Origin of the sequence: Mesorhizobium zhangyense (genome assembly GCF_011045115.1) — a bacterium.
In the GTDB taxonomy this organism is placed as follows: domain Bacteria; phylum Pseudomonadota; class Alphaproteobacteria; order Rhizobiales; family Rhizobiaceae; genus Mesorhizobium_M; species Mesorhizobium_M zhangyense.
This window is the reverse complement of sequence record NZ_JAAKZG010000011.1, coordinates 77577-101625: the sequence shown is the minus strand read 5'-3', so window position 1 is coordinate 101625 and position 24049 is coordinate 77577. Positions and strand designations below refer to the sequence as shown.

Annotated in this window: 31 protein-coding genes; 20 read left to right on the top strand and 11 right to left on the bottom strand. The window is 61.6% G+C overall.

Annotated elements, in window-relative coordinates:
• The first annotated feature begins 3 nt into the window (after nt 1–3).
• Genes G6N74_RS22320 through dnaQ form a run of 4 tightly spaced genes read left to right on the top strand, consistent with a single transcriptional unit; the run spans nt 4 to nt 2795 of the window.
• Nucleotides 4–603 carry a Maf-like protein gene (locus tag G6N74_RS22320; protein WP_165120209.1) on the top strand — a complete coding sequence of 200 codons (600 nt, stop codon included), beginning with the start codon at nt 4–6 and terminating at the stop codon, nt 601–603.
• Entirely contained in the window at nt 596–1435 is an 840-nt protein-coding gene (locus G6N74_RS22315) for a shikimate dehydrogenase (protein WP_165120208.1), read from the top strand. The genes G6N74_RS22320 and G6N74_RS22315 overlap by 8 nt, the downstream gene beginning before the upstream one ends.
• Complete coding sequence (gene coaE, locus G6N74_RS22310) at nt 1432–2037, top strand: dephospho-CoA kinase (RefSeq protein WP_165120207.1); 606 nt, start codon at nt 1432–1434, stop codon at nt 2035–2037. Before G6N74_RS22315 ends, coaE begins: the two co-directional genes overlap by 4 nt.
• A gap of 53 nt (nt 2038–2090) precedes the next feature.
• Entirely contained in the window at nt 2091–2795 is a 705-nt protein-coding gene (dnaQ, locus tag G6N74_RS22305; RefSeq protein ID WP_165120206.1) for a DNA polymerase III subunit epsilon, read from the top strand.
• Between the two features lie 67 nt (nt 2796–2862).
• On the opposite strand, the gene secB is transcribed toward dnaQ, so the two are convergent.
• Together secB and G6N74_RS22295 are read right to left on the bottom strand one after the other, a co-directional pair.
• Complete coding sequence (secB, locus tag G6N74_RS22300; RefSeq protein WP_165120205.1) at nt 2863–3369, bottom strand: protein-export chaperone SecB; 507 nt, start codon at nt 3367–3369, stop codon at nt 2863–2865.
• 114 nt (nt 3370–3483) lie between these two features.
• Nucleotides 3484–3972: an FxsA family protein gene (locus G6N74_RS22295; protein WP_165120204.1), complete on the bottom strand. Its 489-nt coding sequence runs from the start codon at nt 3970–3972 to the stop codon at nt 3484–3486.
• Nucleotides 3973–4160: 188 nt separating this feature from the next.
• Here G6N74_RS22295 and G6N74_RS22290 point away from each other — a divergent pair, with 188 nt between their 5' ends.
• Genes G6N74_RS22290 through G6N74_RS22275 form a run of 4 tightly spaced genes read left to right on the top strand, consistent with a single transcriptional unit; the run spans nt 4161 to nt 6892 of the window.
• The gene (locus G6N74_RS22290) at nt 4161–4868 is read left to right on the top strand and encodes a Tim44/TimA family putative adaptor protein (RefSeq protein ID WP_091915707.1); all 708 of its coding nucleotides are present in this window, start codon (nt 4161–4163) and stop codon (nt 4866–4868) included.
• A 22-nt stretch (nt 4869–4890) separates the two neighbouring features.
• Nucleotides 4891–5988, top strand: a complete 1098-nt coding sequence (gene mltA / locus G6N74_RS22285) for a murein transglycosylase A (RefSeq protein ID WP_165120203.1) — start codon at nt 4891–4893, stop codon at nt 5986–5988.
• Nucleotides 5985–6527, top strand: coding sequence for a Smr/MutS family protein (locus G6N74_RS22280; protein WP_165120202.1), 543 nt, complete (start codon nt 5985–5987; stop codon nt 6525–6527). Before mltA ends, G6N74_RS22280 begins: the two co-directional genes overlap by 4 nt.
• The gene (locus tag G6N74_RS22275; RefSeq protein ID WP_165120201.1) at nt 6524–6892 is read left to right on the top strand and encodes a helix-turn-helix domain-containing protein; all 369 of its coding nucleotides are present in this window, start codon (nt 6524–6526) and stop codon (nt 6890–6892) included. The genes G6N74_RS22280 and G6N74_RS22275 overlap by 4 nt, the downstream gene beginning before the upstream one ends.
• An 18-nt stretch (nt 6893–6910) precedes the next feature.
• Here the strand turns inward: G6N74_RS22275 and G6N74_RS22270 are convergent, their stop codons facing one another.
• The 6 genes from G6N74_RS22270 to hslV form a co-directional block, all read right to left on the bottom strand.
• Nucleotides 6911–7867 carry a DUF1402 family protein gene (locus G6N74_RS22270; RefSeq protein ID WP_165120200.1) on the bottom strand — a complete coding sequence of 319 codons (957 nt, stop codon included), beginning with the start codon at nt 7865–7867 and terminating at the stop codon, nt 6911–6913.
• Between the two features lie 100 nt (nt 7868–7967).
• Nucleotides 7968–9278 (bottom strand): ATP-dependent protease ATPase subunit HslU, encoded by a 1311-nt coding sequence (hslU, locus tag G6N74_RS22265; RefSeq protein ID WP_091915697.1) that lies wholly within the window; start codon nt 9276–9278, stop codon nt 7968–7970.
• 25 nt (nt 9279–9303) lie between these two features.
• Complete coding sequence (locus tag G6N74_RS22260; RefSeq protein WP_205826807.1) at nt 9304–10371, bottom strand: hypothetical protein; 1068 nt, start codon at nt 10369–10371, stop codon at nt 9304–9306.
• 4 nt (nt 10372–10375) lie between these two features.
• Nucleotides 10376–10978, bottom strand: a complete 603-nt coding sequence (locus G6N74_RS22255) for a DUF2585 domain-containing protein (protein ID WP_165120199.1) — start codon at nt 10976–10978, stop codon at nt 10376–10378.
• Nucleotides 10975–11496 (bottom strand): GNAT family N-acetyltransferase, encoded by a 522-nt coding sequence (locus G6N74_RS22250; RefSeq protein WP_165120198.1) that lies wholly within the window; start codon nt 11494–11496, stop codon nt 10975–10977. Before G6N74_RS22250 ends, G6N74_RS22255 begins: the two co-directional genes overlap by 4 nt.
• Nucleotides 11486–12034 carry an ATP-dependent protease subunit HslV gene (gene hslV / locus G6N74_RS22245; RefSeq protein ID WP_165120197.1) on the bottom strand — a complete coding sequence of 183 codons (549 nt, stop codon included), beginning with the start codon at nt 12032–12034 and terminating at the stop codon, nt 11486–11488. The genes G6N74_RS22250 and hslV overlap by 11 nt, the downstream gene beginning before the upstream one ends.
• 194 nt (nt 12035–12228) lie before the next feature.
• Here hslV and hisB point away from each other — a divergent pair, with 194 nt between their 5' ends.
• From hisB to coaA, 7 genes are all read left to right on the top strand, one after another.
• Entirely contained in the window at nt 12229–12828 is a 600-nt protein-coding gene (hisB, locus tag G6N74_RS22240) for an imidazoleglycerol-phosphate dehydratase HisB (protein WP_165120196.1), read from the top strand.
• A gap of 5 nt (nt 12829–12833) precedes the next feature.
• Complete coding sequence (locus tag G6N74_RS22235; RefSeq protein WP_165120195.1) at nt 12834–13319, top strand: DUF2628 domain-containing protein; 486 nt, start codon at nt 12834–12836, stop codon at nt 13317–13319.
• 1 nt (nt 13320) lies between these two features.
• Nucleotides 13321–13971, top strand: coding sequence for an imidazole glycerol phosphate synthase subunit HisH (hisH, locus tag G6N74_RS22230; protein ID WP_165120194.1), 651 nt, complete (start codon nt 13321–13323; stop codon nt 13969–13971).
• On the top strand, nt 13968–14732 hold the full coding sequence (gene hisA, locus G6N74_RS22225) for a 1-(5-phosphoribosyl)-5-[(5-phosphoribosylamino)methylideneamino]imidazole-4-carboxamide isomerase (protein ID WP_165120193.1): 765 nt from the start codon (nt 13968–13970) through the stop codon (nt 14730–14732). Before hisH ends, hisA begins: the two co-directional genes overlap by 4 nt.
• Nucleotides 14729–15514 (top strand): imidazole glycerol phosphate synthase subunit HisF, encoded by a 786-nt coding sequence (gene hisF, locus G6N74_RS22220; protein WP_165120192.1) that lies wholly within the window; start codon nt 14729–14731, stop codon nt 15512–15514. Before hisA ends, hisF begins: the two co-directional genes overlap by 4 nt.
• Before the next feature lie 20 nt (nt 15515–15534).
• Entirely contained in the window at nt 15535–15852 is a 318-nt protein-coding gene (locus G6N74_RS22215) for a phosphoribosyl-ATP diphosphatase (RefSeq protein ID WP_165120191.1), read from the top strand.
• Between the two features lie 75 nt (nt 15853–15927).
• A complete protein-coding gene (gene coaA, locus G6N74_RS22210; RefSeq protein WP_165120190.1) occupies nt 15928–16887 on the top strand; it encodes a type I pantothenate kinase in 960 nt (319 codons plus the stop codon).
• Between the two features lie 61 nt (nt 16888–16948).
• On the opposite strand, the gene lysM is transcribed toward coaA, so the two are convergent.
• The 3 genes from lysM to G6N74_RS22195 all read right to left on the bottom strand — a co-directional run bounded on the left by lysM (nt 16949) and on the right by G6N74_RS22195 (nt 19704).
• The gene (lysM, locus tag G6N74_RS22205; RefSeq protein WP_165120189.1) at nt 16949–17470 is read right to left on the bottom strand and encodes a peptidoglycan-binding protein LysM; all 522 of its coding nucleotides are present in this window, start codon (nt 17468–17470) and stop codon (nt 16949–16951) included.
• Nucleotides 17471–17576: 106 nt separating this feature from the next.
• Nucleotides 17577–18014, bottom strand: coding sequence for an alternative ribosome rescue aminoacyl-tRNA hydrolase ArfB (gene arfB, locus G6N74_RS22200; protein ID WP_165120188.1), 438 nt, complete (start codon nt 18012–18014; stop codon nt 17577–17579).
• Between the two features lie 79 nt (nt 18015–18093).
• Nucleotides 18094–19704, bottom strand: a complete 1611-nt coding sequence (locus G6N74_RS22195; RefSeq protein ID WP_165120187.1) for a phosphoenolpyruvate carboxykinase — start codon at nt 19702–19704, stop codon at nt 18094–18096.
• Between the two features lie 368 nt (nt 19705–20072).
• On the opposite strand from G6N74_RS22195, the gene G6N74_RS22190 reads away from it, so the two are divergent.
• From G6N74_RS22190 to G6N74_RS22170, 5 genes are all read left to right on the top strand, one after another.
• Nucleotides 20073–20774 (top strand): response regulator transcription factor, encoded by a 702-nt coding sequence (locus tag G6N74_RS22190; RefSeq protein WP_091915669.1) that lies wholly within the window; start codon nt 20073–20075, stop codon nt 20772–20774.
• 129 nt (nt 20775–20903) lie between these two features.
• Nucleotides 20904–22688, top strand: a complete 1785-nt coding sequence (locus tag G6N74_RS22185) for a sensor histidine kinase (protein ID WP_165120186.1) — start codon at nt 20904–20906, stop codon at nt 22686–22688.
• Between the two features lie 2 nt (nt 22689–22690).
• Nucleotides 22691–23137, top strand: a complete 447-nt coding sequence (locus G6N74_RS22180; protein WP_165120185.1) for an HPr kinase/phosphorylase — start codon at nt 22691–22693, stop codon at nt 23135–23137.
• A 172-nt stretch (nt 23138–23309) separates the two neighbouring features.
• Entirely contained in the window at nt 23310–23711 is a 402-nt protein-coding gene (locus tag G6N74_RS22175) for a PTS sugar transporter subunit IIA (protein WP_091915663.1), read from the top strand.
• Nucleotides 23708–24010: an HPr family phosphocarrier protein gene (locus tag G6N74_RS22170; protein WP_091915661.1), complete on the top strand. Its 303-nt coding sequence runs from the start codon at nt 23708–23710 to the stop codon at nt 24008–24010. The genes G6N74_RS22175 and G6N74_RS22170 overlap by 4 nt, the downstream gene beginning before the upstream one ends.
• The last annotated feature ends 39 nt before the right edge of the window (nt 24011–24049 follow it).

Genomic DNA, 24049 nt, shown 5'->3' with positions numbered 1-24049 from the left:
TGCATGGCAGCGAAAATCATACTGGCTTCGGCAAGCCCGTTCCGGAAGGCGCTTCTGGCCAATGCCGGCATCGAATTCACTGCAATCCCGGCCGATGTGGACGAGCGAGCGTTGGAAGCGCCGCTCGAAGGCACCGGTGCCACGCCGGAAGACGTCGCGTCGATCCTGGCCGAGGCCAAGGCGATCAATGTCAGCGAAAGCCGCCCCGGGGCACTCGTGATCGGCTGTGACCAGACGCTTTCGCTGGGCGACCGTGTTTTCCACAAACCCCGCGACAAGGAAGACGCGCGCCGCCATCTGCTCGATCTTTCCGGCAAGACGCATCAGCTCAACAGCGCCGTCGTGCTGGTGCGCGATGGCGAAACGCTATGGCGTGACGTCAGCATCGCGCGGCTGACCATGCGCAAGCTCGATCCCGCCTTTATCGGCCGCCACCTGGCGAGCGTCGGCGACAAGGCGCTGGCAAGCGTCGGTGCCTATCAGATCGAAGGCGAAGGCATCCAGCTCTTCGAAAAGATCGACGGCGACTATTTCACCATTGTCGGCCTGCCGCTGCTGCCGCTTCTGGCGAAGCTTCGCGAACTCGGAGCGATCGATGGCTGATCGCACTGTTAAAGCGTTCGTGTGCGGTCATCCGATCGCCCATTCGCGTTCGCCAAAAATCCATGGCTATTGGCTTAGGCAATACGGGATCGCCGGTTCCTACGATGCTATCGACGTGTCCCCGCAGAAATTCGAAAGCTTCTTGGGCGAACTGAAAGAAAGCGGCTTTGCCGGCGGCAATGTCACCATCCCGCACAAGGAAGCAGCGTTTCGCCTTGTCGGCCGGCGAGACAACGCCGCGGAAGAGATCGGAGCGGTCAACACGCTGTGGTTCGAGGACGGTCTGCTTTGCGGTACCAATACGGATGCGCATGGCTTTGCCGCCAATCTCGATGACTATGCGCCAGGCTGGGCGAAAGCCGGAACCGCCGTGGTGCTGGGCGCCGGCGGAGCATCCCGCGCGGTCATTCACGCGCTGAAGCAAAGCGGAATTCGCGATATCCGCGTCGTCAATCGAACGGTCGAACGCGCGGTCGAACTGGCAGATCATTTCGGCAAGGCCGTCTCGGCCCACCCCTTTGCGGCGGTCGATGAACTGCTCGCCGATGCCGGGCTTCTGGTCAACACGACAGCGCTCGGCATGCATGGCAATGCCGAAATCCCGGTCGATCCGTCCCGGCTGCCGGACCACGCCATAGTCACCGACATCGTCTATGTGCCTCTGGAAACGCCCTTGCTTGCTGCCACGCGGGCTCGCGGACTGAAAACCATCGACGGCCTCGGCATGTTGCTGCATCAGGCGGTTCCGGGTTTTGAGCGCTGGTTCGGCGTCAGGCCAACGGTCACGCCTGAACTGCGCGGCCTCATCGTTTCGGATCTGGGTGCCAAATGATCGTGCTGGGATTGACCGGGTCGATCGGCATGGGCAAGTCGACCACCGCAAAGATGTTCGCCGACGCCGGCGTGCCGGTGCATGATTCCGACGAAACCGTCCATCGCCTTTATGCCGGAAAGGCCACACCCCTGGTGGAGGCGGCGTTTCCCGGAACGGTAAAGGACGGCGTTGTCGACCGCACGCTGCTCGCGCGCCAAGTTCTCGGCAATGCGGAAGCGCTGAAGAAGATCGAGACGATCATCCATCCACTGGTGCGCGCCGACGCCGACGCCTTTCTGGCTAGGCATCGCGCGGCCGGAGCGCGGCTGGCGGTGCTCGATATTCCACTGCTGTTTGAGACCGGCGGCCGCAATCGTGTCGACAAGGTAGCGGTGGTGACCGCACCGCCGGATATACAGCGGCAACGCGTGCTTGCCCGGCCCGGCATGACCGAGGAAAAATTCGCCAGCATTCTGGCAAAACAGGTGCCGGATGCCGAAAAACGCCGGCTGGCGGATTTCATCATAGACACCGGCCAGGGCCTGGAAATCGCGAAAAAATCGGTCGAAGAAATTATCGCCACGCTAACCAAGGAAATGCCGGGACAGCCAGCAGCCTGACCTTGCCGGGATTTTCGGTCGGGGCCATGCTTGGTCAAGGAGTGGTGATTCGAATGCGCGAGATCATTTTCGATACGGAAACCACGGGCCTCGATTCCCGCGAGGACCGCATCATTGAAATCGGCGGTGTCGAGCTCATCAACCGCTTCCCTACAGGCAAGACCTTTCACGTCTTTATCAATCCGCAAGGACGCGCCGTTCACGCCGAGGCGCTGGCTGTCCACGGCATCAGTAATGAAAGATTGGCCAACGAGCCGGCTTTTCCGGATATTGCTGAAAAGTTCATGGAATTTATCGAAGGCGCCAAGCTGGTCGCCCACAACGCCAATTTCGACATGGGCTTCATCAATGCCGAGTTTGCCCGCCTCGGCCAACCGGCGATCGGTTCGGACCGTGTCATCGACTCGCTGGCATTGGCGCGGCGCAAGCACCCGATGGGACCGAATTCGCTCGACGCACTCTGCCGGCGCTACGGCATCAACAACAGCCACCGCACGTTTCACGGCGCCTTGCTCGATTCGCAGCTTCTGGCTGAAGTCTATATCGAGCTCATCGGCGGCAAGCAGACAGCCCTTGTTCTGGACGCGGGCATGGAAACAAGGTCGGACGCCACGACCGAAATCCAGATCGAGATTTCTATCGGGCCGCGTCCCGAACCTTTGCCGCCCCGCCTGACGGACGCCGAACGTGCCGCGCATATGCGGCTGATCGCCGATCTCGGCGAAAAAGCCATCTGGCAAAATTTCCAAGAGAAATGAAAAACAGAGCTGAAAACGAAAAAACCCGGCGCAAGGCCGGGTTTTTCAATTGGTTTCGCTGAAGAAATCAGCTGACCTGGACTTTGGCGGCAGCCTGGTCCTCGGCCATCTTCTGCTGGAACATCTGCGCGAAATCGATCGGGTCGAGCATCAGCGGCGGGAAGCCGCCATTGCGGGTTGCGTCGGCGATGATCTGGCGGGCAAACGGGAACAGCAGGCGCGGGCATTCGATGAACAGGAGCGGCAGCATGTGCTCCTGCGGGAAACCTTCGATCTTGAAGACGCCGCCATAGACGAGCTCGACATTGAACAGCACGTCCTTGTCGAAGGCAGCCTTGGCCGTCAGCGACAGGTTGACGTCGAATTCCTTGTCCGAAAGCGGATTGGCGTTGACGTTGACATTGATGGCGATGCCGGGAGCCTTGTCGCGGCCGCGCAGCGAATTCGGCGCGCCGGGGCTTTCGAAGGAAAGGTCCTTCACATACTGGGCAAGCACGTTCAGCGAAGGCTGCACGCCATTGTTGCCGTTTCCGTTGCTCACAGCGCCGGCGGCGTCATTGTCATTCTTGGCCATGAGCCTTGATCCTCTTTGCTTCAGCCGCCCGGCGGCCCGGATTGAAATCGAGCGTTGGCTAGCATGGTGTTCTTGCCAACACAAGTTTTTGCCGGTTTCAGGCTGCTTTGCGGATCAGTCGTCGCCTATCTGCCGCCAAGGCGAGCGCGGATCCGGGCCTTTTGTATAATCGTCTTCATCGAGATCGATGGTTTTCTCGCGCCTGCCGTCCCGCGGGAAGCCGCCCATCCGGCCGAAATCCGCCGAAAAATTGACCCGCCGCTTGATAAAACGCCAGCCGAGGTCACGGATCGGCGGAACAAACAGCAATATACCGACGATATCCGTCACGAAGCCCGGAATGAGCAGCAGAACGCCGGCAACCAGGATCATCACGCCATGGGCAAGCGTACGGCTGGGGTCGCGCCCGGCCTCGATTTCGGCGCGAATACGCGCCAGAACGCTGAAACCCTGATAGCGCATCAGCATGCCGCCGGCGATTCCGGTGGCGATGGTAAGCCCCAGAGTGGGCAGAACGCCGATCTGGCGCCCGACGACCACGAAACCGGCGATTTCGATCAGGGGGAGCAGAAGAAGAAACAAAGGAATGAGGGAAACCCGCACGTGCCCGCCAATATTAAGGTTGCATCAAAATGCCCAGCACCTGATGCTGGCACATTATGCGATAGATAGGTATGCATGCCTTTGATTTGAATGATGACGGCATGCGTTCTATATGCATGGATTGAAGCGCGGAATGCGGCGAAACGGCGGTGTTGCCGGCCGAAGACAAAGGACTAGTGGCGAAAGACATGGAATTCTTCGATTTCGGCACGATATTTTTTCTGATTGCGGCTGTCGTGATCTTCTTCCAGCTGCGCAATGTGCTCGGCCGCCGCACCGGCAATGAGCGTCCGCCCTTCGATCCCTATACCGCCGGGCGGACCCGCAGCGACAAGGACGCTTCGGCGAAACCTGAAAATGTCGTTTCCCTGCCGCGCAAGCGCGTTTCCGCAGACAATGACGAAGCCTATGTGGCAATCGACGCCTTCGCCAAGCCCGGCACGGAGCTGAACAAGGGCTTGCGCGCGATCAAGGACGGCGACCAGACCTTCGAGCCGAAGACCTTCGTCGATGGCGCCAAGATGGCCTATGAGATGATCGTGATGGCCTATGCCGATGGCGACCGCAAAACCTTGAAAAATCTGCTTTCGCGCGAAGTCTATGATGGTTTCGTCGCCGCGATTTCCGATCGCGAAGGGCGCTCGGAAAAGATCCAGTCCTCCTTCGTCGGCATCGACAAGGCCGATATCGTCTCGGCCGAGATGAAGAATGGCGAGGCGCATATCACGCTCCGCATCGTCAGCGAGTTGATTTCGGCCACGCGCGACAAGGCCGGCGAGGTGATTGATGGCGATCCCGAGACCGTGGCCGAGGTCAAGGACGTCTGGACCTTCGCCCGCGACACGCGCTCGCGCGATCCGAACTGGAAGCTCGTCGCCACCGAAGAAGAAGACTGAGCCTTTTGCGGGAGCCGGGCCGGTGCCTTTGTCGCCTGTTTTCCGCATCGTCTCCTTCGACGACCTGCCCGGCTGGGCTGAAGACGACCACGCCGGCGCCTACGCCGCTTTCCGCCGCTCGGCATTCCACGTCCTGAACAAACCCTACCGAACGGGGTCGTTGGGCATCGAGTTTTCGGCCTTCAAAGAAGCCTATTCTGCTGCCCGATCCGAAAACACTGGCGATGCCAGGGCTTTTTTCGAGCGTCATTTCGTTCCCGCACGCATCGTACCGGATGACGCGGAAGCCGGTTTCGTCACCGGCTTCTACGAACCGGAAGTGGAAGCGTCTGGCAGACGAACCGAAAAATTCAAGGTTCCGTTGCTGGCGCGGCCCGACGATCTGGTCGATATCGACGACGAAAACCGGCCCGCCGGCTTGGACCCCTATCTCGCCTTCGGACGTGAGACGCCTGCGGGCCCTGTTGAATATTTTGATCGGCCTGCAATCGAGCAGGGCGCTCTGGCGGGACGCGGGCTGGAAATCGCCTGGGTTGCCGATCCGGTCGATGCGTTCTTCATCCATGTCCAGGGCGCGGCCCGGCTCAATATGACGGACGGAACGCTGCGCCGGGTCACCTATGCGGCAAAATCCGGTCAGAGATTTTCGGGACCGGGGAAAAAACTGGCCGATCTCGGCGAAATCCCGCTCGAACAGGTCACCATGCAGTCGATCCGGGCGTGGCTGGCCGCCAACCCGCACCGGGTCAGCGAAATCCTTTGGCAGAACCGGTCCTACATCTTCTTCCGCGAGGCGCCTGTCGATGAACCGGAGCTCGGTCCGATCGCCGCGGCAAAAGTGCCGCTGACGCCCGGACGCTCTGTTGCCGTAGACCGGCTGCTCCACACATTCGGCACGCCGTTCTTCATCCATGCGCCGACGCTGACGGCCTTCGAGAAAAAACCCTTCCGCCGGCTGATGATCGCGCAGGACACCGGTTCGGCCATCGTCGGTGCCGCGCGTGGCGATCTCTTCGCCGGCTCGGGCTTCGATGCGGGTGAAATCGCTGGCGTGGTGCGTAACCGAGCCGATTTCTTCGCTCTTGTTCCGCGCAGTTTGGTTGGCGGGGCAGTGTCATGACCGGGCGCGGCAAAAAACTCAGCGACGAGGATCGCGTTCTCTGGAACCTGGTCGCGCGCTCGGCCAAGCCGCTCAAGGGCAAGCTGGGCGTGGAAGAACCATCGCCGGAGCCGATGACCATGGAACAGGCGATGGCGCTGGACAAACCGGCAGTCAAGGCGGCGGCACCAGCACCGGCCAAGCCCCGCCAGACGGTCACGCATTCCTTCGATGCGCCGACCCACGACAAGATCGCCAAAGGCCGTCTGCCGATCGAGGGGCGTGTCGATCTGCACGGCCTGACACAGGATCAGGCCTATTCGCTGCTGCTTTCCTTCCTCACCCGGGCCTATGCCGGCGGTGTGCGCTACGTCCTGGTCATCACCGGCAAGGGTTCGTCATCCGGCGGCGAGGGCGTATTGCGCCGCGCCGTGCCGGCGTGGTTGCTGACGCCGCCTTTTCGCATCCTGGTCAGCAGTCACGACCATGCCGCCCGCAATCACGGCGGCTCAGGCGCTCTCTACATAAGGCTGCGGCGCCATGCGGTGCCGAAATCATGACGCCGCTTGGCGAAAGGCTGCGGGCGCTGCGGGACGAAAGAGGCGTCAGCCAGAAGGAAATGGCCGCGGCCCTCGGGGTCAGCGCGGCCTATCTGTCGGCGCTCGAGCATGGCAGACGCGGAACCCCGACCTGGGCGCTGATCCAGAAGATCATCGGCTATTTCAACATCATTTGGGATGACGCCGAGGATCTGCAGCGCCTGGCCGAAACGTCGCATCCGCGCGTGGTGATCGATACGTCGGGGCTTTCCCCGGCGGCGACCGAACTCGCCAATCTGCTGGCGCGGTCGATAAACCGGATCAGCGAGGAAGACATTTTGAGCCTTACCGCGCAATTGAAAGCCGCTCGCGGACGGCGGCGCTGATCTTGGCCTCAGTTCGGCTCAGAAAAGCGCCTGCAGTTCCGGCAATTTTTCGTTGACCAGCCAGCCGTAATAATTTTCCTCCGGCAGCTTGGGCTCCTGGCCCTCGCTCTGGCGCTTCTGGTTTTCCGCCTTCAGCGCATAAGCACGCGCTTCCGGGTTGCCGACATTGTACAAGGTCGCGGTGATTCCGGGATTCTTGGAAATGTCGAAGCCGGCAATGTCGCGATAGGCGTCGATGGACGTTTTCAGGGTCGCCGCGACGTAAGGTATGGTCAGGTCCGGGTCCATGATCGTTTCATAGACCTGGCTCGGTCGGGCGGCATCGAGCTTCGGCAGTCCCGAGACACGGTGGACGAGGTCGCTCACCTGAAGTGCGGTCAGCGGATTGAGCTGGCCGAGGCCGAAAGTCTGGCCGGCATAGAACGGCTGGAAGAAGGTGGCGCTGAAACGGTCGTTTGGATAGCTCTTGCCGCCCACCGTCTTGCCGCGGAACTGGCGGTTCCACACGTTTTCGCGGCATTCCCACAGATCGTAGCTGTCGGTCTTGCTGGCGCAGCCGGCAAATTCGGGCCGCTGGATGAAATCGGTGACGTCTTCGCCCTTGTAGGTGAAGCTGATGCCGTTGTTGAGATAGGCCGCCGCCTTCACATAATAGGTCTGCAGCCGGTCATAGGCATCGACATTGTAGGTGTGCTCGCCGACCAGCGCGCCGACGATGTGCATCGGATCGATCCTGTAGGCGGATGCCACCTCGCGGATCTTCGCGCGCAGCGCGCCGTCATTCTTGAACAGCGCGTAGACCTTGCGGTACTTGGCGTCGAAGCTGGTCTTGCCGGCCTTGGTGCGTTTGGACGAGGCACCCGGCACCGTCGGCTGCTCGGCGTTGCGGTTTCCCGGCGGCACCAGCGTTTGCGCTTGGGCCGGAAAGGCCAGGCAGGCCAGAACCGGAAACGCTAGAATAGACGAGATTTTCATGCGTTTCCGCAACCTTCGATAGCCATCAGCCCGGCAAACTAGAAAAAGCGCTCGACCGAGTCGAGCGCTTTTCCATTGTGTGGGACCTTTGGACCGATCCTTAGAGAATGAATCGCGACAAATCTGTGTTCCGCGACAGATCGCCGACATGCTTTTCAACATAGGCGGCGTCGATCTTCACCGATGTGCCCGACTGGTCGGGGGCGGTGTAGGAGATTTCGTCCAGCACGCGCTCCATCACGGTCTGCAGGCGCCGCGCGCCGATATTCTCGACGCTGGCGTTGAGGTCGACCGCAATTCCCGCCAGCGCATCGATGGCATCGTCGGTGAATTCGAGCGTCACGCCTTCGGTGCCCATCAGCGCGATATACTGCTTGATCAGGCTGGCTTCCGTCTCGGTCAGGATGCGCCGGAAATCGTCCTTTTCCAACGCCCGCAGCTCGACGCGGATCGGCAGGCGGCCCTGAAGCTCCGGCAGCAGGTCGGACGGCTTGGAAACATGGAACGCACCCGACGCGATGAACAGGATATGGTCGGTCTTCACCGGTCCATACTTGGTCGAAACCGTCGTGCCTTCCACCAGCGGCAGCAGGTCGCGCTGCACGCCTTCGCGGGACGGACCGCCGGAAATGTCGCTTCTGGCGGCGATCTTGTCGATCTCGTCGAGGAACACGATGCCGTCATTCTCGGCCGATTCCAGCGCCTTGCGTACGACTTCGTCCTGGTCGAGCAGCTTGTCGGATTCATCGGCGATCAGCAGCTCGTAGGATTCCTTGACCGTGGTCTTGCGCGTCTTGGTGCGCGTCTGGCCCATAGCCTTGGACAGCATGTCGTTGATGTTCATCACGCCGATATTGGCGCCGGGCATGCCCGGAATCTCGAAGCCCGGCATGCCGCCGGTTCCGGTGTCGGCAACCTCGACCTCGATTTCCTTGTCGTCGAGCTCGCCGTCGCGCAGCTTCTTACGGAAACTGTCGCGGGTGGCCGGGCTTGCCGTCTTGCCGACCAGCGCTTCAAGCACGCGTTCCTCGGCATTGAGATGCGCACGCGCCTTGACGTCTTCGCGCATCTTTTCACGCACGATGCCGATCGCGGTCTCGACGAGGTCGCGAATGATCTGCTCGACATCACGGCCGACATAGCCGACTTCGGTGAATTTGGTCGCCTCGACCTTGATGAAGGGCGCGCCGGCCAGCCTTGCAAGGCGGCGCGAAATCTCGGTCTTGCCGACGCCGGTGGGTCCGATCATCAGGATGTTCTTGGGCATCACCTCTTCGCGCATGTTGCCTTCGAGCTGCTGGCGGCGCCAGCGATTGCGCAATGCGATGGCCACGGCGCGCTTGGCGTCCTTCTGGCCGATGATGAAACGATCGAGTTCGGAAACGATCTCGCGGGGGGAAAAATTTGACATATTGGATACTCGGTTTTGTTTTTGCTTATGTATGAGCCGGAAGCCGGCCCGCAAGGGCGTCCGGCAACCGCGACAGAAGGGCCCGGCGCAGCGAATGCCAACCGGCGCTCAGCAGGAGCACCAGCGCACCCAGCACCAGCATGGTAAGCGGCACGACGCTGTCCGACAGCCCCGCCTTGACGACCAGCGAACCGAAGGCGAAGCCGGCATAAGACAGGCCGGAGACGAGAATGGCGCGCCTGTCGACCAGCACGGCGACGAGTGCAAGGCCGATGAAGATCGCAAGGATGCTCCAGGCCGCAACGGCCTCAGGGCCGCCTTCTCCAATCAGCCCACTGACGAGCGGATGGACGATCAAAGGCGCTGCCAGCATGTGCAGCCAGAAGGCTATGTCGGTGCGCCGGGTCTGGCGCTGCGGATCGCTCAGATCGAAGCGCATGGCGAGCGCGAACACCGCGAGCCCGCAGATGAGCAGCAGCGGCTTTGCCACCTGTGTGATGAGATCGGGAGCGGCGGTGAAAACAAGCCCGACAGCGGCGGCCACCAGAGCCGCGACCCCGGCTGCCACTGTGATCGGCACACGAAAACGCCAGTAATGCAGGGCAGTGGCGCCGGCGGTGACCAGTCCTGCGACGACGATTGGCCAGCCGGAATCTTCGGCAAGCGCGGAACTGATGCCCAGCCTCGGATCCAGGGCCAAGGCGACTGCCCCAAACACCGCCGCCGCGAAGGCCAGAAGCAGAACGATGCTTGGCAGTGCCATGCGCCGCTTGCGGGTAAAATATTCTGCGAGCAACCAACTCGCCACCGCAATGACGATACACATGCCGACGCCGCCAATGAATTCGGCAGAGAAGTAGCCTAGAGCACCGATAAACAGGCCAAGGCCGATCGTCACGAAGATATCGCTGAACCCGCTGATGAAACGGAACTTTTCGTCATCCTGCGGCTCGACGTCGAGGACGGCGGTTCTGGTCCTTTCCAGATCGCGCAGCCCTTGCGCCTGATCGGCCGTCACGAGGCCACGTTCTATCCCCGCGAGCAGCGCTGCATTCGAGATGGAAATGTCCGGCGATTTGGAAAGTGTGTTCATAGGTCTAGATAGGCCCCGCCTGCCATTCCTTGATCGCATCGAAAGGATGGATCAGCATGATTACGTTGAGTGTCAGGTTGTCCCGGATGAGATAACCGACCCCGATTTCGAAGATCAGCGCCAGAACCACGATGCTCCACACAGGCAGGCGTCGCGCCATGACAAAGCCCAGCACCATCGCCAGCGTATCCGACACCGAATTGACGATGCTGTCGCCGTAATAGTCGAGCGAGATCGTGCTTTCACGATAGCGATTGATGATGAAGTCGCTGTTTTCGAGGATTTCCCAGGCGCCTTCCACGACGATGGCCAGCGCCAGCCTTATCCAGATCGACCGTCCGGGCAGCACCAGCCAGGCAAGCGCATAGAACAGAAAGCCGTGGATGATGTGCGAGAAGGTGTACCAGTCGCTGATATGCTGAGAATTCTCCGAGCTCTGAACGACACCGTGCCAGAGTTTCACATAGCCGCACTCGCAGATCGGCACCCGGCCCATCCCATAGAGGATCACCGCTAGCGCGATGATCAGCGCCGCTGCAATTGAGACGCCCATCTGCCAGGACAGGCGCGGTGCCGTCGTTGGTTCTTGCCTATCCGAAGCGGTCATGCGTCCTCGTTCCAGTCATCGGCGTCGATAGCCATCATCAGGGCCGAACCATAGACGGAAGTCCGCGTGTCGAAGGCGCGAAACCCTGCCTTCTCATAGGCGCGGATGGCTCTTGTGTTGGCCGGGTCCGGATCAATGATCACGCGAGGCGTGCCTTCCTCAAACAGCTCTTCCACGAACTGCCGCAAAAGTGCGGAGCCGTGACCCACGCCGACAAGCTCCGGCTTGCCAATGGAAAGGTCGAGCCCGAGCGTGCCGAAGGGCTGGTCCTGATAGGGATGGTCATCCTCGAGATGCGGATCATAGCTTTGCAGATAGCCGATCGGCTTGCCGTTCAGCTCCACGATCAGCGGCTCGACCGATATGCTGTCAATATGCTCGCGGATCGAGGCGATCTCGTCTTCAGCATCATCCCACCACTCGGCGACATGTGGTTGTCGCAGCCAGCCGGCGATCATCGGCAGATCTGCCTCGACCACCGGCCGGAAGCTGTAGCGGGGCTGCGCCTCAGGCGGCATCGAGCGTTTCGATGACGAAGCTGTGGTTGGTGTAGACGCAGATGTCGGCGGCGATCTCCATCGCCTTGCGGGCGATTTCTTCGGCGTCCTTGTCGGTGTCCATCAGCGCGCGGGCCGCGGCCAACGCGTAGTTGCCGCCCGAGCCGATCGCCATCACGCCATGTTCCGGCTCCAGCACGTCGCCGGTTCCGGTCAGCGCCAGCGACACGTTCTTGTCGGCAACCAGCATCATCGCTTCCAGCCGGCGCAGATAGCGGTCGGTGCGCCAGTCCTTGGCGAGCTCGACGCAGGCGCGCGTCAGCTGGTCGGGATATTGTTCGAGCTTGGCTTCGAGGCGTTCGAGCAGGGTGAAGGCGTCCGCCGTGGCGCCGGCGAAACCGGCAATGACATTGCCCTTGCCGAGGCGACGCACCTTCTTGGCATTGCCCTTCATGATGGTCTGGCCGAGGCTCACCTGGCCGTCGCCGGCGATCACCACCTTGCCGCCCTTGCGCACGGTCACGATCGTGGTCGCGTGCATCGTCAATTCATTCGACATAGTCAGCTCCGATTGCGCGCCATCCCTTTAAGGCAATCGGCGCGGTACGAGGTTTGTTTCGCCATATGTATGCATAGGCAGCATGATTGCAAATCCCCACGACACGCGCCGCAACACCCGCGTCGTGCCAACTGGAAATCGCGGCAGCATGCTGTTAGAAGGCTCACGTTTTCTTAAATGCAAGGAACCGCTCCATGAGCAAGCGCGCCGCTGAAGTCAGCCGCAAGACCCGCGAAACGGAGATATCCGTTTCCCTCGATATCGACGGCACCGGCCGCTCCGATATGTCGACGGGCGTCGGCTTCTTCGACCATATGCTCGACCAGCTCTCGCGCCATTCGCTCATCGACATGACGGTGAAGGCCAAGGGCGACCTGCACATCGACGACCACCACACCGTCGAGGACACCGGCATCGTCATGGGCCAGGCGCTGACGAAGGCGCTCGGCGAGCGTCGCGGCATCATGCGTTACGCGTCGATCGACCTTGCCATGGACGAGACTTTGACGCGGGCCGCCATCGACGTTTCCGGCCGGCCGTTTCTCGTCTGGGACGTAAAGTTCTCGGCACCCAAGATCGGCACCTTCGATACCGAACTGGTGCGCGAATTCTTTCAGGCTCTGTCGCAGAATGCCGGCATTACGCTGCATGTCACCAATCATTACGGCGCCAACAACCACCACATCGCCGAAACCTGCTTCAAGGCGGTGGCGCGTGCACTGCGGACGGCTCTAGAGCGCGATCCGCGCCAGCCGGACGCAGTTCCTTCGACCAAAGGTTCGCTGAAAGGCTGAAGCCGATGAGCACTTATGTTGTCATGGAGCCGCCGATTAAGGGGCGCGGCGAGGCATCGGACAAGGCCGTCTTCGTCCGCGACAGGTTTGCGGTTTTTGCCTTTCTCGTGCCCCCGCTCTGGCTACTCTGGCATCGGCTATGGAGCGAGGCCGCATTCGCATTCGCCGCTGCTCTGGCATTGGCAGCCCTCGGCGAAGTCGCAGGCTTCGGCGTGACCGGCTCGCTGCTGTCGCTGCTCGTTTCCATCTATGTCGGCCTGGAAGGAGCGGCGCTGCGCATAGCAGCACTGCGCCGCCGGGGTTGGCGCGAATGGGGCGTGGTCGAGGCCGATGATATATCTGACGCCGAGATACGCTATCTCACACAGGCTGCGGGCACCGAGGCTGGCGAGGTGGAGGAGATTGTCCGGCCCGTCGCCGTTGCCTCGCCCCACGCCCTCGCTCGGCCCGCACCGTCGCTCGGCCTCGTTCAATATCCCGGAAAAGCCTGACATGCGTGTTGCCATCATCGATTACGGGTCGGGCAATCTCCGCTCGGCCACCAAGGCATTCGAACGCGCCGCGCGCGAGGCGGGCATTGCCGCCGAGATCGACCTGACGGCCGATGCCGAGCGCGTCCGCACCGCCGACCGTATCGTGCTGCCGGGCGTCGGCGCCTATGCCGATTGCCGCGCCGGGCTCGACGCGGTGCCGGGCATGACTGAAGCGATCGACGAGGTCGCGATAAAGCAGGCGCGCCCGTTTCTCGGCATCTGCGTCGGCATGCAGCTGATGTCGGAGCGCGGGCTGGAAAAGACGATCACCGACGGCTTCGGCTGGATCGACGGCGACGTGAAGGAAATCACCCCGTCGGACCCGGCGCTGAAGATCCCGCAGATCGGCTGGAACACGATTCACGTGAAACATCCGCATCCGCTGTTCGACGGAATCCGGACGGGAGAGGGCGGTCTGCACGCCTATTTCGTCCATTCCTACCACCTCGACGCGACCAGGCCGGACCAGGTGCTGGCCGTTGCCGACTACGGCGGTCCCGTCACCGCCGCGGTCGCGCGCGACAACATGGCCGGCACGCAATTCCATCCCGAGAAGAGCCAGGCGCTCGGCCTCGCTTTGATCACCAATTTTCTGAAATGGAAGCCATGATCCTTTTTCCCGCCATCGACCTGAAAGACGGCCAGTGCGTTCGCCTGAAGCTCGGCGACATGGGTCAGGCCACGGTCTACAATGCCGATCCCGCTGCCCAGGCGAAAGCCTTCGAGGACCAGGGTTTTGAGTGGCTCCATGTCGTCGATCTCAACGGCGCATTCGCCGGTGAAAGCGTCAATGGCGCAGCAGTCGAGGCGATCCTCAAGGCGACGAAGAATCCGGTCCAGCTCGGCGGCGGCATCCGCACGCTCGATCATATAGAGAAATGGCTTTCCAAGGGACTTGCCCGCGTCATCCTCGGCACGGTCGCGGTGCGCGACCCCGGTCTGGTTATCGAAGCCTGCAGGAAATTTCCGGGCAAGATAGCCGTCGGCATCGACGCCAAGGGCGGCAAGGTGGCGGTCGAGGGCTGGGCCGAGGCTTCGACGCTGGGCGTCATCGAGCTGGCAAAAAAGTTCGAAGGTGCCGGCGTATCGGCCATCATCTACACCGACATCGATCGCGACGGCATTCTCACCGGCATCAACTGGGACGCTACCATCGATCTTGCCGATGCGATCTCCATCCCGGTCATCGCCTCGGGCGGTCTTGCCTCGATCGCCGATATTGTGCGCATGACCATGCCCGATGCCAAGAAGCTCGAAGGCGCGATCTCCGGCCGCGCGCTCTATGACGGCCGCATCAACCCTGCCGAAGCGCTGGCGATTTTGCGCGGCGACCTGAAGCCGGCCCCGGGATTGTTCGAGGAACGCGCATGACCCTCAAAGCCCGTGTCATTCCCTGTCTCGACGTCAAGGACGGCCGCGTCGTCAAGGGCGTCAACTTCGTCGACCTGATCGACGCCGGCGATCCGGTTGAAGCGGCGAAAGCCTACGATGCGGCCGGTGCCGACGAGCTTTGCTTTCTCGACATCACCGCGTCGTCGGACAACCGCGAAACCATCTTCGACGTCATTGCCCGCACCGCCGAGCAGTGCTTCATGCCACTAACGGTCGGCGGCGGCGTGCGCCAGGTGGCTGATATACGAAAGCTGCTGCTGGCCGGCGCCGACAAGGTGTCGATCAACACGGCAGCCGTGAAGAACCCGGATTTCGTCGCCGAAGCCGCCGACAAGTTCGGCAACCAGTGCATCGTCGTTGCCATCGATGCCAAGAAGGTCTCGCTGCCGGGCGAGGGCGACCGCTGGGAAATCTTCACCCATGGCGGACGCGAGAAGACCGGCATCGACGCTATCGAGTTCGCACGAAAGGTCGTCGATCTCGGCGCCGGCGAAATCCTGCTCACTTCCATGGACCGCGACGGCACCAAGGCCGGCTACGATATCGCGCTCACGCGCGCAGTGGCCGATGCGGTGCGTGCGCCGGTGATCGCCTCGGGCGGCGTCGGCACGCTCGAGCATATGGTCGCGGGCATCCGCGATGGCCATGCGACTGCCGTTCTGGCCGCTTCCATTTTCCATTTTGGCACCTACACCATTGCGCAGGCCAAGGACTACATGGCAAAAGCAGGCCTGCCGATGCGGCTGGATGCTGCCGCATGACCTCTCTCGCCGAGACGCGAATGACCGGTTTTTCCCTGGACGATCTCGAACGCATCGTCGCTGAACGCGCCCGTTCCGGCGAACCTTCGTCATGGACCGCGAAGCTCTTTACCCAGGGCATGGAACGCGCCGCCAAGAAGCTTGGCGAGGAAGCCGTTGAAACGGTCATCGCCGCCGTAAAGGGCGATAAAAAGGACCTCGTTTCCGAAAGCGCCGATCTTCTCTATCATTGGCTGGTCGTGCTGGCGGTTGCCGGCGTGCCGCTGTCGGACGTGCTTGCGGAGCTCGAAAAAAGGACCGGCCAGTCCGGGATTGCCGAGAAGGCATCACGCGGCTAGAGCAATTCCCGGAAAACGTGCAGCGGTTTTCCGCCGGGAAATGCGTAAAAACAAGTGCTTGGCCTGAGGTAAGCGATGGATCAACTCGCTCCGACCGTAAAATATTCCCCGTACCGGTTTTTTTCGGCCGAGCGATGGGCCGAGTTTCGTGCCGACACGCCGATGACCCTGACGGCGGACGAGGTCAAGCGGCTGGGCTCGCTTTACGACCCGATCGATCTCGACGAGGTCCGCCGCATCTATCTGTCGATGTCGCGGCTGCTCTACGCCCATGTCGAGGCGAGCCAGCTTCTGTTTCGCCAGCGCCAGGCGTTTTTCAGCGGCGATCAGGTCGCCAAGACGCCCTTCATCATCGGCATGGCCGGGTCGGTCGCGGTCGGCAAATCCACCACCGCCCGTATCCTGAAGGAGCTTCTCGGGCGCTGGCCGTCGAGCCCGAAGGTCGATCTGGTGACGACCGACGGTTTCCTGCTGCCCAACGAGGTGTTGCGCCGCGAGAATCTGATGGAGCGAAAGGGCTTTCCCGACAGCTATGACGTCGGCGCGCTGCTGCGTTTCCTGTCGGCGATCAAGTCGGGCCAGCGCGACGTGCGCGCGCCGCTCTATTCGCACCTGACCTATGACGTGATGCCGGGTGCGTTCGTCACCATCGATCGGCCTGATATATTAATCTTCGAAGGGTTGAATGTGCTCCAGCCGCGCGAGCTGCCCAAGGACGGTAACTTCGTCCCCTTCGTCTCGGATTTCTTTGATTTTTCGATCTATATCGATGCCGAGGAAGAGCTGATCCACAGCTGGTATATCAAGCGTTTCATGCGGCTCAGGGAAACGGCGTTCCGCAATCCCGAATCCTTCTTTCATCGCTATTCGCAACTGTCCGAGGATGCCGCCAAGGCGATCGCCGAGGGCTTGTGGGGTAATATCAACCTGAAGAACCTCAAGGAAAACATCCTCCCGACCCGTCCCCGCGCCGACCTGATCCTGCGCAAGGGCGAGGATCATCTGGTCGAGGAAGTGGCGCTGAGGAAGCTATAGCCTGAAAAACAAAAACGGCGGCCCAAGGCCGCCGTTTTATCATATGCAGATTTGTTAAGCCTCAGGCCTTCGCGATCTCGGGGATGCGCAGCACCTGGCCCGGATAGATCTTGTCGGGGTGGGTCAGCATCGGCTTGTTGGCCTCGAAGATCAGCGTGTTCTTGGCGCCCTTACCCTTGCCGTACTGGGATTCGGCGATCTTCCAGAGATTGTCGCCCTTTTTCACGGTGTAGAAAACGGGCTCCTTGGCTGGCGTCGCAGCCGCCACCACGGCGTTCATGTCGACATTGCCGTCGAGCTTCAGCCCGCTCTCGGGCGCGACGACCTTCAGTTCCCCGGCCTCGACCTTGGAAACGCCGAGCGTGTTGCCAACCGCAATGATGGCCTTCTCGAAGATCGATTGATCCGCGACGACACCCTTGAGAACGGCCTTGTCGCCCTGGATTTCGACCTGAACCTTGTCGGTGCCGAGCTTGTGGGAATCGAGTTCCTTTTTTAGCTCCTCAGCCGTCGCCACCTTCTCGTCGTCGCCGCCAAACCCCAGCTTCTTGCCGACATTCTTCACAAAATCGAACATACCCATGGTCAGTATCTCCTTGCTTCCGCATTGATCCGCCACGCGAATTTTGCATCTGCCGCCAGAAATTGAAAGCGGTGATTGCAATCCGCGCCCCGTCACGCCTGGGGCGTTAATCGTTATCGACCTTGCCGCGCAGCTTCTTGACGGTGGATCGGCCGGCCTTTGTTTTCAGCCGTCTTTCGACCGCACCTTTCGTCGGCTTCGTTTTCCGGCGCGGCTTTGGCGGCGGCTCGGCCGCCTTGGCGACCAGCTCGGTCAGCCGCGCGCGGGCGTCCGCCCGGTTCTGCTCCTGCGTGCGGAAACGGCCCGCCTCGATGACGATGACGCCGTCCTTGGTCGCGCGCTGGCCGGCCATCTTGATCGTGCGTTCGCGCACGCGCTCGCTCAGACCGGCTGCGTTCCTTGCGTCGAAGCGCAGTTGCACCGCCGTCGCCACCTTGTTGACGTTCTGGCCGCCGGGGCCTGAGGAGCGGATGAAATTCTCCTCGAGGTCATCGGGGTGGATGACGGCTTCCTCGGTGATGATGATCTTTTCGTCGGCGCTCATGCGCTACTGATGACGCGCGCCGCGCAAAAAGAAAAGGCCCGGCAGAACCGGGCCTTTTCCAAGTGTGGTGATGAAGCGCCTATTCGGCGGCATCCAGTATGCGCGGCGCAGCGCCCAGGACACTGGCATCGACATGGGTTTCGAACTTGCCGAAATTGTCGATGAACATGTTGACGAGCTTCCTCGCCTGCTGGTCGTAGGCCTGCTTGTCGGCCCAGGTCGAGCGCGGATCGAGGATCGCGCTGTCGACGCCCGGAACCGTCACGGGAACCTCGAAGCCGAAATTCGCGTCGGTGCGGAATTCCGCGCCGTTCAGCGAACCGTCGAGGGCAGCCGCGAGCAGCGCGCGCGTGGCCTTGATCGGCATGCGCTTGCCGGTGCCATAGGCGCCGCCGGTCCAGCCGGTATTAACCAGCCAGCAATCGACGCCGTGCGCGGCGATCAGTTCACGCAGCAGATTGCCGTATTCCGAAGGATGGCGCGGCATGAAGGGTGCGCCGAAGCAGGTCGAGAAGGTCGCTTCCGGCTCGGTCACGCCCTTTTCGGTGCCGGCGACCTTTGCCGTGTAGCCCGACAGGAAGTGATACATGGCCTGCGCCGGCGTAAGCTTGGCGATCGGCGGCATCACGCCAAAAGCGTCGGCGGTCAGCATGATGATGTTCTTGGGATGGCCGGCGCGGCCGCTGGCGCTGGCATTGGGAATGAAATCGAGCGGATAGGCGCAACGCGTGTTTTCGGTCAGCCGCCCGTCGTTGAAATCGGGAACGCGTGCCTCGTCGAGGATCACGTTTTCCAGCACGGTGCCGAAGCGCTGCGTCGTCGCAAAAATCTCGGGCTCGGCTTCCGCCGAAAGCCGGATCGTCTTGGCGTAACAGCCGCCTTCGAAATTGAAGATGCCTTCCGGTCCCCAGCCATGCTCGTCGTCGCCGACCAGCGTACGCTTGGGATCGGCCGACAGTGTCGTCTTGCCGGTGCCGGAAAGGCCGAAGAAGACGGCAGCGTCGCCATCGGGGCCTTCATTGGCCGAGCAGTGCATCGGCATGACGCCCTTGACCGGCAGATGGTAATTGAGGGCGGTGAAGACCGACTTCTTCATCTCGCCGGCATAGGAGGTGCCGCCGATCAGCACGATCATCCGCGTCAGGTCGACCGCGATAACGGTCTCCGTGCGGCAGCCGTGGCGTGCCGGGTCGGCACGGAAGGACGGCAGGTCGATGATCGTCATCTTCGGCGCGAAAGCGTCGAGTTCGCTCGATGCCGGGCGGATCAGCAGGTTGCGGATGAACAGCGAATGCCAGGCATATTCGGTGACGACCCGCGTCGGCAGCTTCTGCGTCGCGTCAGCGCCGCCGATAAGGTCCTGCACGAACAGATCCTTGTCAGCCGCATGGGCAATGAAGTCCGACAGCAGCAGCTCGAAATGCTCGGGCGACATCGGCTTGTTGTTGTCCCACCAGATATGCGGTTCGGTGGCAGCGTCGCGCACCACGAACTTGTCCTTGGCGGAGCGTCCGGTGTGCTGGCCGGTTTCCGCCACGAGGGCTCCATGCGCGGTCACTTTGGCTTCGCCGCGCCGAATCGCTTCCTCATAAAGTGCTGCGGCACCGAAATTATAATGCACGGTGCCCGAGGTTTTCAGGCCGGATTTGTCGATCCCGAAATTCGGGTTTCGTTTGCCGGTCTCGCTCATTGCGCAGCTCTCCATCCAATTCAACAGCGCCAGGGGTCCAGCCTGATCGCCGAACCTTGTTTCTCCCAAATGGGAGCAGAATGTGGTCAGAACCAGAAAAGATAAGTAATTTCAAATCTTTAATCGATTTAAAAATTTTGAAAATATTTTAAATCGTTTATATCCATCGAAAGATGCTAGGCTTGCACAATAAGCATGCAATTTTTAATCTGGCATTCAGGCGAATGCCGGGTCGCCAAGAGGGAGTATGCGGACAGGGTCCATGCGACAAGGAGCGGCGGCGGTGCCACATTTTGTACCCAATTTGTCCGCCAATAGCCCCTTCCGACGCAAGAAGGGACACTCCGCACATGAGGGAGCCGCTTGATATGGCAACAATCGCGCTTGTCGATGACGACCGCAACATTCTGACTTCCGTTTCGATCGCGCTGGAATCCGAGGGATATCGCGTCGAGACCTACACCGATGGCGCATCCGCGCTTGAAGGGCTTGCCGCCCGTCCACCCAATCTCGCTATCCTCGACATCAAGATGCCGCGCATGGATGGCATGGAGCTTCTGCGCCGGTTGCGCCAGAAGACCGACCTTCCGGTCATCTTCCTGACCTCGAAGGACGACGAGATCGACGAATTGTTCGGCCTCAAAATGGGCGCCGACGATTTTATCCGCAAACCGTTTTCGCAGCGTCTGCTGGTCGAGCGCGTCAAGGCGGTGCTGCGTCGCGCCAGCGCCCGCGATGCGGCGGCCAAGACGCCGAGCCAGCAGGCCCGTTCGCTCGAGCGCGGCCAGCTCGTCATGGACCAGGAGCGCCACACCTGCACCTGGAAGGGTGAGCCGGTCACGCTCACCGTCACCGAATTCCTCATCCTGCATTCGCTGGCCCAGCGCCCCGGCGTGGTGAAAAGCCGTGATGCCTTGATGGATTCGGCTTATGATGAGCAGGTTTATGTTGACGACCGCACGATCGATAGCCACATCAAGCGCCTTCGCAAGAAGTTCAAGGCTGTCGATGACGATTTCGAGATGATCGAAACCTTGTACGGCGTCGGCTACCGGTTCCGCGAGGCATAACAGCCCGCGAACCGTCGGGCCATGATCCGGGAAGGCGGGAACCGGGTTCGGATCAGGCTCGCAGTGTGGAGCGCCCCGTCCCGGTTCGTGAGAACCGGTGAGGCTCCATGATCTGGGATTTGTGACTGCATGGCCATTGAGGTCGAACTCAAGAAACCGGCAACGGCCTCACGCGGGCCGGGCAAGATGGCGTCTTCGCTCTTGCGGCGTGTGACCGTGCCGCTGCGCCGCTTTCTCGGCCATCATGTTTTCTCCAGCCTTACGCGCCGCATCCTTTTCCTCAATCTTGCCGGTTTGGCGGTCCTCGTCATCGGCATCATGTATCTCAACACCTTTCGTGACGGGCTGATCGACGCGCGCGTCGAGAGCCTGATGACGCAGGGCGAGATCATTGCGGGTGCGATCGCGTCCTCCGCCACGATCGAGACGGACACGATCAGGATCGACCCGGAAAAGCTGCTCGAGCTTCAGGCCGGCGAGAGCCTCGGGCCGGGATCGGACCAGCTCGACAGCTTGGACTTTCCGATCAACCCGGAGCGCGTGGCGCCGGTTCTCAGGCGGCTGATCTCACCGACGCGGACGCGGGCGCGCATCTACGACCGCGATGCCAATCTCCTGCTCGACTCCCGGCATCTCTATTCGCGCGGCCAGATCCTGCGCTACGACCTTCCGCCGGTGCAGGAAGAGGAGCCGGATTTCCTCGAGCGCGTGCAGAAGTTCGTCTTCGACCTGTTTCGCAATGGCGACCTGCCGGTCTATCGCGAACAGCCCGGCGGCAATGGTGCGTCCTTCCCTGAGGTCATGAGCGCGCTCACCGGCAGCCCGTCGACGATCGTCAGGGTCAGCGAGCAGGGCGAGCAGATCGTCTCGGTCGCGGTTCCCATCCAGCGCTTCCGCGCGGTGATGGGCGTCCTGATGCTTTCGACCGAAGGCGGCGACATCGACAAGATCGTTGCCGCCGAGCGCAAAGCCATCCTGCGCGTGTTTGGCATCGCTGCGCTGGTGACCGCGATCCTTTCGATGCTGCTTGCCTCGACCATCGCCAACCCGCTGCGCCGGCTTTCGGCGGCTGCCGTGCGTGTGCGCCGCGGCGTCAAGAATCGCGAGGAAATCCCTGATTTCTCCGACCGCCAGGACGAGATAGGCAATCTCTCCGTTGCGGTGCGCGACATGACCAACGCGCTCTACGCCCGCATCGAGGCGATCGAGAGCTTTGCCGCCGACGTGTCGCATGAACTGAAGAACCCGCTGACATCACTGCGCAGCGCCGTCGAAACCCTGCCGCTGGCCAAGAACGAGGCCTCGCGCGGCCGCCTCATGGAAGTCATCCAGCATGACGTGCGGCGTCTCGATCGGCTCATCACCGACATTTCGGATGCCTCGCGTCTCGACGCCGAACTGGTGCGCGAGGATTCAGCCAGGATCGACCTGAAGAAGTTCATTTCCGATCTCGTCGCTGTCTCCCAGGATGCCGGCCGTCACAAGCGCAAGGTCGGCATAGAATTCAGGCCGGCGAAGCTGCCGCAGGGCGTCAAAGGTTATTTCACGCTCGGCCACGACCTTCGCATCGGCCAGGTCATCACCAATCTGATCGAGAATGCCCGTTCCTTCGTTCCGGAAGAGACCGGCCAGATCGTCATCTCGCTGGAGCGAGCCGGCAAGTTCAACATCGTCACGATCGACGACAACGGTCCCGGCATACGCGCCGACAATATCGACCGCATCTTCGAGCGGTTCTATACGGACCGTCCTTCGAGCGAGGCTTTTGGGCAGAACTCCGGGCTCGGCCTGTCGATCAGCCGCCAGATCGTCGAGGCGCATGGCGGCACGTTGAGCGCGGAAAACATTCCCGGCTCGAAGCCGGGTGACACCATGGGCGCGCGCTTCGTGATGACACTGCCGGTCGAAGGCTGATCGTGGTCGCTACCAACCTGCACGGTACGGCCCTTGTCCTTGGCGATCGCGGCGTTCTGATCCTGGGCGCGTCAGGCTCGGGCAAGAGCACGCTGGCACTCACCCTCATTGCGCAGTTTCAGGCAAGCAGCCGATTGGCCCGGCTGGTCGGCGACGATCAGGTGCTGATTTCGGCGCGTGGCGGACGTGTGGTGTGCAAGGCGCCGCCGACGATCGGCGGGCTCGTCGAGGTTTTCGGGCTGGGACCGAAGCCGATCGGCTTCGAGGAATGCGCTGTCATCGATCTTTTGGTCCGGCTCGTTTCGCCTGCTGAGACCGAGCGTCTTCCGGAAGACAGGTTCGAGGAAATCGCCGGCTGCCGGCTGCCCTGCCTGCTGCTTGCCGAGCGTAACGCCGCTGGTGCTGCTCTTGCGCTCTTCGCCCGGCTTTCCTTGCCGCCTTTTTTGTGACTTGACGCAGTGTTCGTGGTGCGATGCGGCAAAATGGCCCAATTCCGAGCGTTTTAGGACTTGTCAACGCCCGCCGCGTCGACAAGATAGCGCTCCGCCGTCCGGCCATGTCCGGATTACCGGCCAGAATACAATGCGCTCGTGAACGGGCCATGACGGGAGCCTAAGCAGAATGATCGGACTCGTGCTCGTGACGCACGGTCAACTGGCCGAGGAGTTCCGCAACGCCGTCGAGCACGTCGTTGGACCGCAGGAACATTTCGAGACGGTTGCCATCGGAGCCGATGACGACATGGAGCAGCGTCGCCGCGATATCGTCGATGCCGTCGCCCGGACCGACACCGGTTCCGGCGTCGTGGTGCTGACCGACATGTTTGGCGGAACGCCTTCCAACCTTGCCATTTCGGTGATGGAATCCGGCCGCGTCGAGATCATCGCCGGCATGAACCTGCCGATGCTGATCAAGCTCACCAGCGTGCGCAAGGGCGACAACATGGCGCTCGCCCTCGATGAGGCGCAGATGGCCGGCCGCAAATACATCAATGTCGCCAGCCAGTTGTTGAGCAGCAAATGAGCAGCCTGCCCTTCTCTGCCAAGGATGGCCTGATCAGCAGGGAATTCCAGATCGTCAACCAGCGCGGCCTGCATGCCCGCGCTTCGGCGAAATTCGTTCAGGTCGCCGGCGGCTTTCAGGCCGACGTCCGCGTCGAAAAGGACGGCACTTCCGTCGGCGGTACTTCGATCATGGGCCTGATGATGCTCGCGGCCAGCCCCGGCTGCTCGATCCGCGTCACCGCCAGCGGCCCGGAGGCGCAGCAGGTGATGGATGCGCTCGAAGCGCTGATCTCGGCCCGTTTCGGCGAGGAAATCTGAACGCGGCGTTCGTTGCAGGACATGCACGAATAAAGATTT

What these genes read in the sequence shown, in the direction of transcription:
- secB (WP_165120205.1), bottom strand. Translation starts at nt 3,369, where the DNA reads ATGGCCAAGAATGACAATGACGCCGCCGGCGCTGTGAGCAACGGAAAC.
- G6N74_RS22215 (WP_165120191.1), top strand. Translation starts at nt 15,535, where the DNA reads ATGACCGGTTTTTCCCTGGACGATCTCGAACGCATCGTCGCTGAACGC.
- hisF (WP_165120192.1), top strand. Translation starts at nt 14,729, where the DNA reads ATGACCCTCAAAGCCCGTGTCATTCCCTGTCTCGACGTCAAGGACGGC.
- hisA (WP_165120193.1), top strand. Translation starts at nt 13,968, where the DNA reads ATGATCCTTTTTCCCGCCATCGACCTGAAAGACGGCCAGTGCGTTCGC.
- G6N74_RS22315 (WP_165120208.1), top strand. Translation starts at nt 596, where the DNA reads ATGGCTGATCGCACTGTTAAAGCGTTCGTGTGCGGTCATCCGATCGCC.
- G6N74_RS22250 (WP_165120198.1), bottom strand. Translation starts at nt 11,496, where the DNA reads ATGCCGCCTGAGGCGCAGCCCCGCTACAGCTTCCGGCCGGTGGTCGAG.
- G6N74_RS22190 (WP_091915669.1), top strand. Translation starts at nt 20,073, where the DNA reads ATGGCAACAATCGCGCTTGTCGATGACGACCGCAACATTCTGACTTCC.
- G6N74_RS22260 (WP_205826807.1), bottom strand. Translation starts at nt 10,371, where the DNA reads ATGAACACACTTTCCAAATCGCCGGACATTTCCATCTCGAATGCAGCG.
- hisH (WP_165120194.1), top strand. Translation starts at nt 13,321, where the DNA reads ATGCGTGTTGCCATCATCGATTACGGGTCGGGCAATCTCCGCTCGGCC.
- hslV (WP_165120197.1), bottom strand. Translation starts at nt 12,034, where the DNA reads ATGTCGAATGAATTGACGATGCACGCGACCACGATCGTGACCGTGCGC.
- G6N74_RS22290 (WP_091915707.1), top strand. Translation starts at nt 4,161, where the DNA reads ATGGAATTCTTCGATTTCGGCACGATATTTTTTCTGATTGCGGCTGTC.
- G6N74_RS22270 (WP_165120200.1), bottom strand. Translation starts at nt 7,867, where the DNA reads ATGAAAATCTCGTCTATTCTAGCGTTTCCGGTTCTGGCCTGCCTGGCC.
- dnaQ (WP_165120206.1), top strand. Translation starts at nt 2,091, where the DNA reads ATGCGCGAGATCATTTTCGATACGGAAACCACGGGCCTCGATTCCCGC.
- G6N74_RS22170 (WP_091915661.1), top strand. Translation starts at nt 23,708, where the DNA reads ATGAGCAGCCTGCCCTTCTCTGCCAAGGATGGCCTGATCAGCAGGGAA.
- G6N74_RS22280 (WP_165120202.1), top strand. Translation starts at nt 5,985, where the DNA reads ATGACCGGGCGCGGCAAAAAACTCAGCGACGAGGATCGCGTTCTCTGG.
- G6N74_RS22175 (WP_091915663.1), top strand. Translation starts at nt 23,310, where the DNA reads ATGATCGGACTCGTGCTCGTGACGCACGGTCAACTGGCCGAGGAGTTC.
- G6N74_RS22185 (WP_165120186.1), top strand. Translation starts at nt 20,904, where the DNA reads ATGGCCATTGAGGTCGAACTCAAGAAACCGGCAACGGCCTCACGCGGG.
- coaA (WP_165120190.1), top strand. Translation starts at nt 15,928, where the DNA reads ATGGATCAACTCGCTCCGACCGTAAAATATTCCCCGTACCGGTTTTTT.
- G6N74_RS22195 (WP_165120187.1), bottom strand. Translation starts at nt 19,704, where the DNA reads ATGAGCGAGACCGGCAAACGAAACCCGAATTTCGGGATCGACAAATCC.
- arfB (WP_165120188.1), bottom strand. Translation starts at nt 18,014, where the DNA reads ATGAGCGCCGACGAAAAGATCATCATCACCGAGGAAGCCGTCATCCAC.
- lysM (WP_165120189.1), bottom strand. Translation starts at nt 17,470, where the DNA reads ATGGGTATGTTCGATTTTGTGAAGAATGTCGGCAAGAAGCTGGGGTTT.
- G6N74_RS22320 (WP_165120209.1), top strand. Translation starts at nt 4, where the DNA reads ATGGCAGCGAAAATCATACTGGCTTCGGCAAGCCCGTTCCGGAAGGCG.
- G6N74_RS22275 (WP_165120201.1), top strand. Translation starts at nt 6,524, where the DNA reads ATGACGCCGCTTGGCGAAAGGCTGCGGGCGCTGCGGGACGAAAGAGGC.
- G6N74_RS22255 (WP_165120199.1), bottom strand. Translation starts at nt 10,978, where the DNA reads ATGACCGCTTCGGATAGGCAAGAACCAACGACGGCACCGCGCCTGTCC.
- hslU (WP_091915697.1), bottom strand. Translation starts at nt 9,278, where the DNA reads ATGTCAAATTTTTCCCCCCGCGAGATCGTTTCCGAACTCGATCGTTTC.
- G6N74_RS22235 (WP_165120195.1), top strand. Translation starts at nt 12,834, where the DNA reads ATGAGCACTTATGTTGTCATGGAGCCGCCGATTAAGGGGCGCGGCGAG.
- coaE (WP_165120207.1), top strand. Translation starts at nt 1,432, where the DNA reads ATGATCGTGCTGGGATTGACCGGGTCGATCGGCATGGGCAAGTCGACC.
- hisB (WP_165120196.1), top strand. Translation starts at nt 12,229, where the DNA reads ATGAGCAAGCGCGCCGCTGAAGTCAGCCGCAAGACCCGCGAAACGGAG.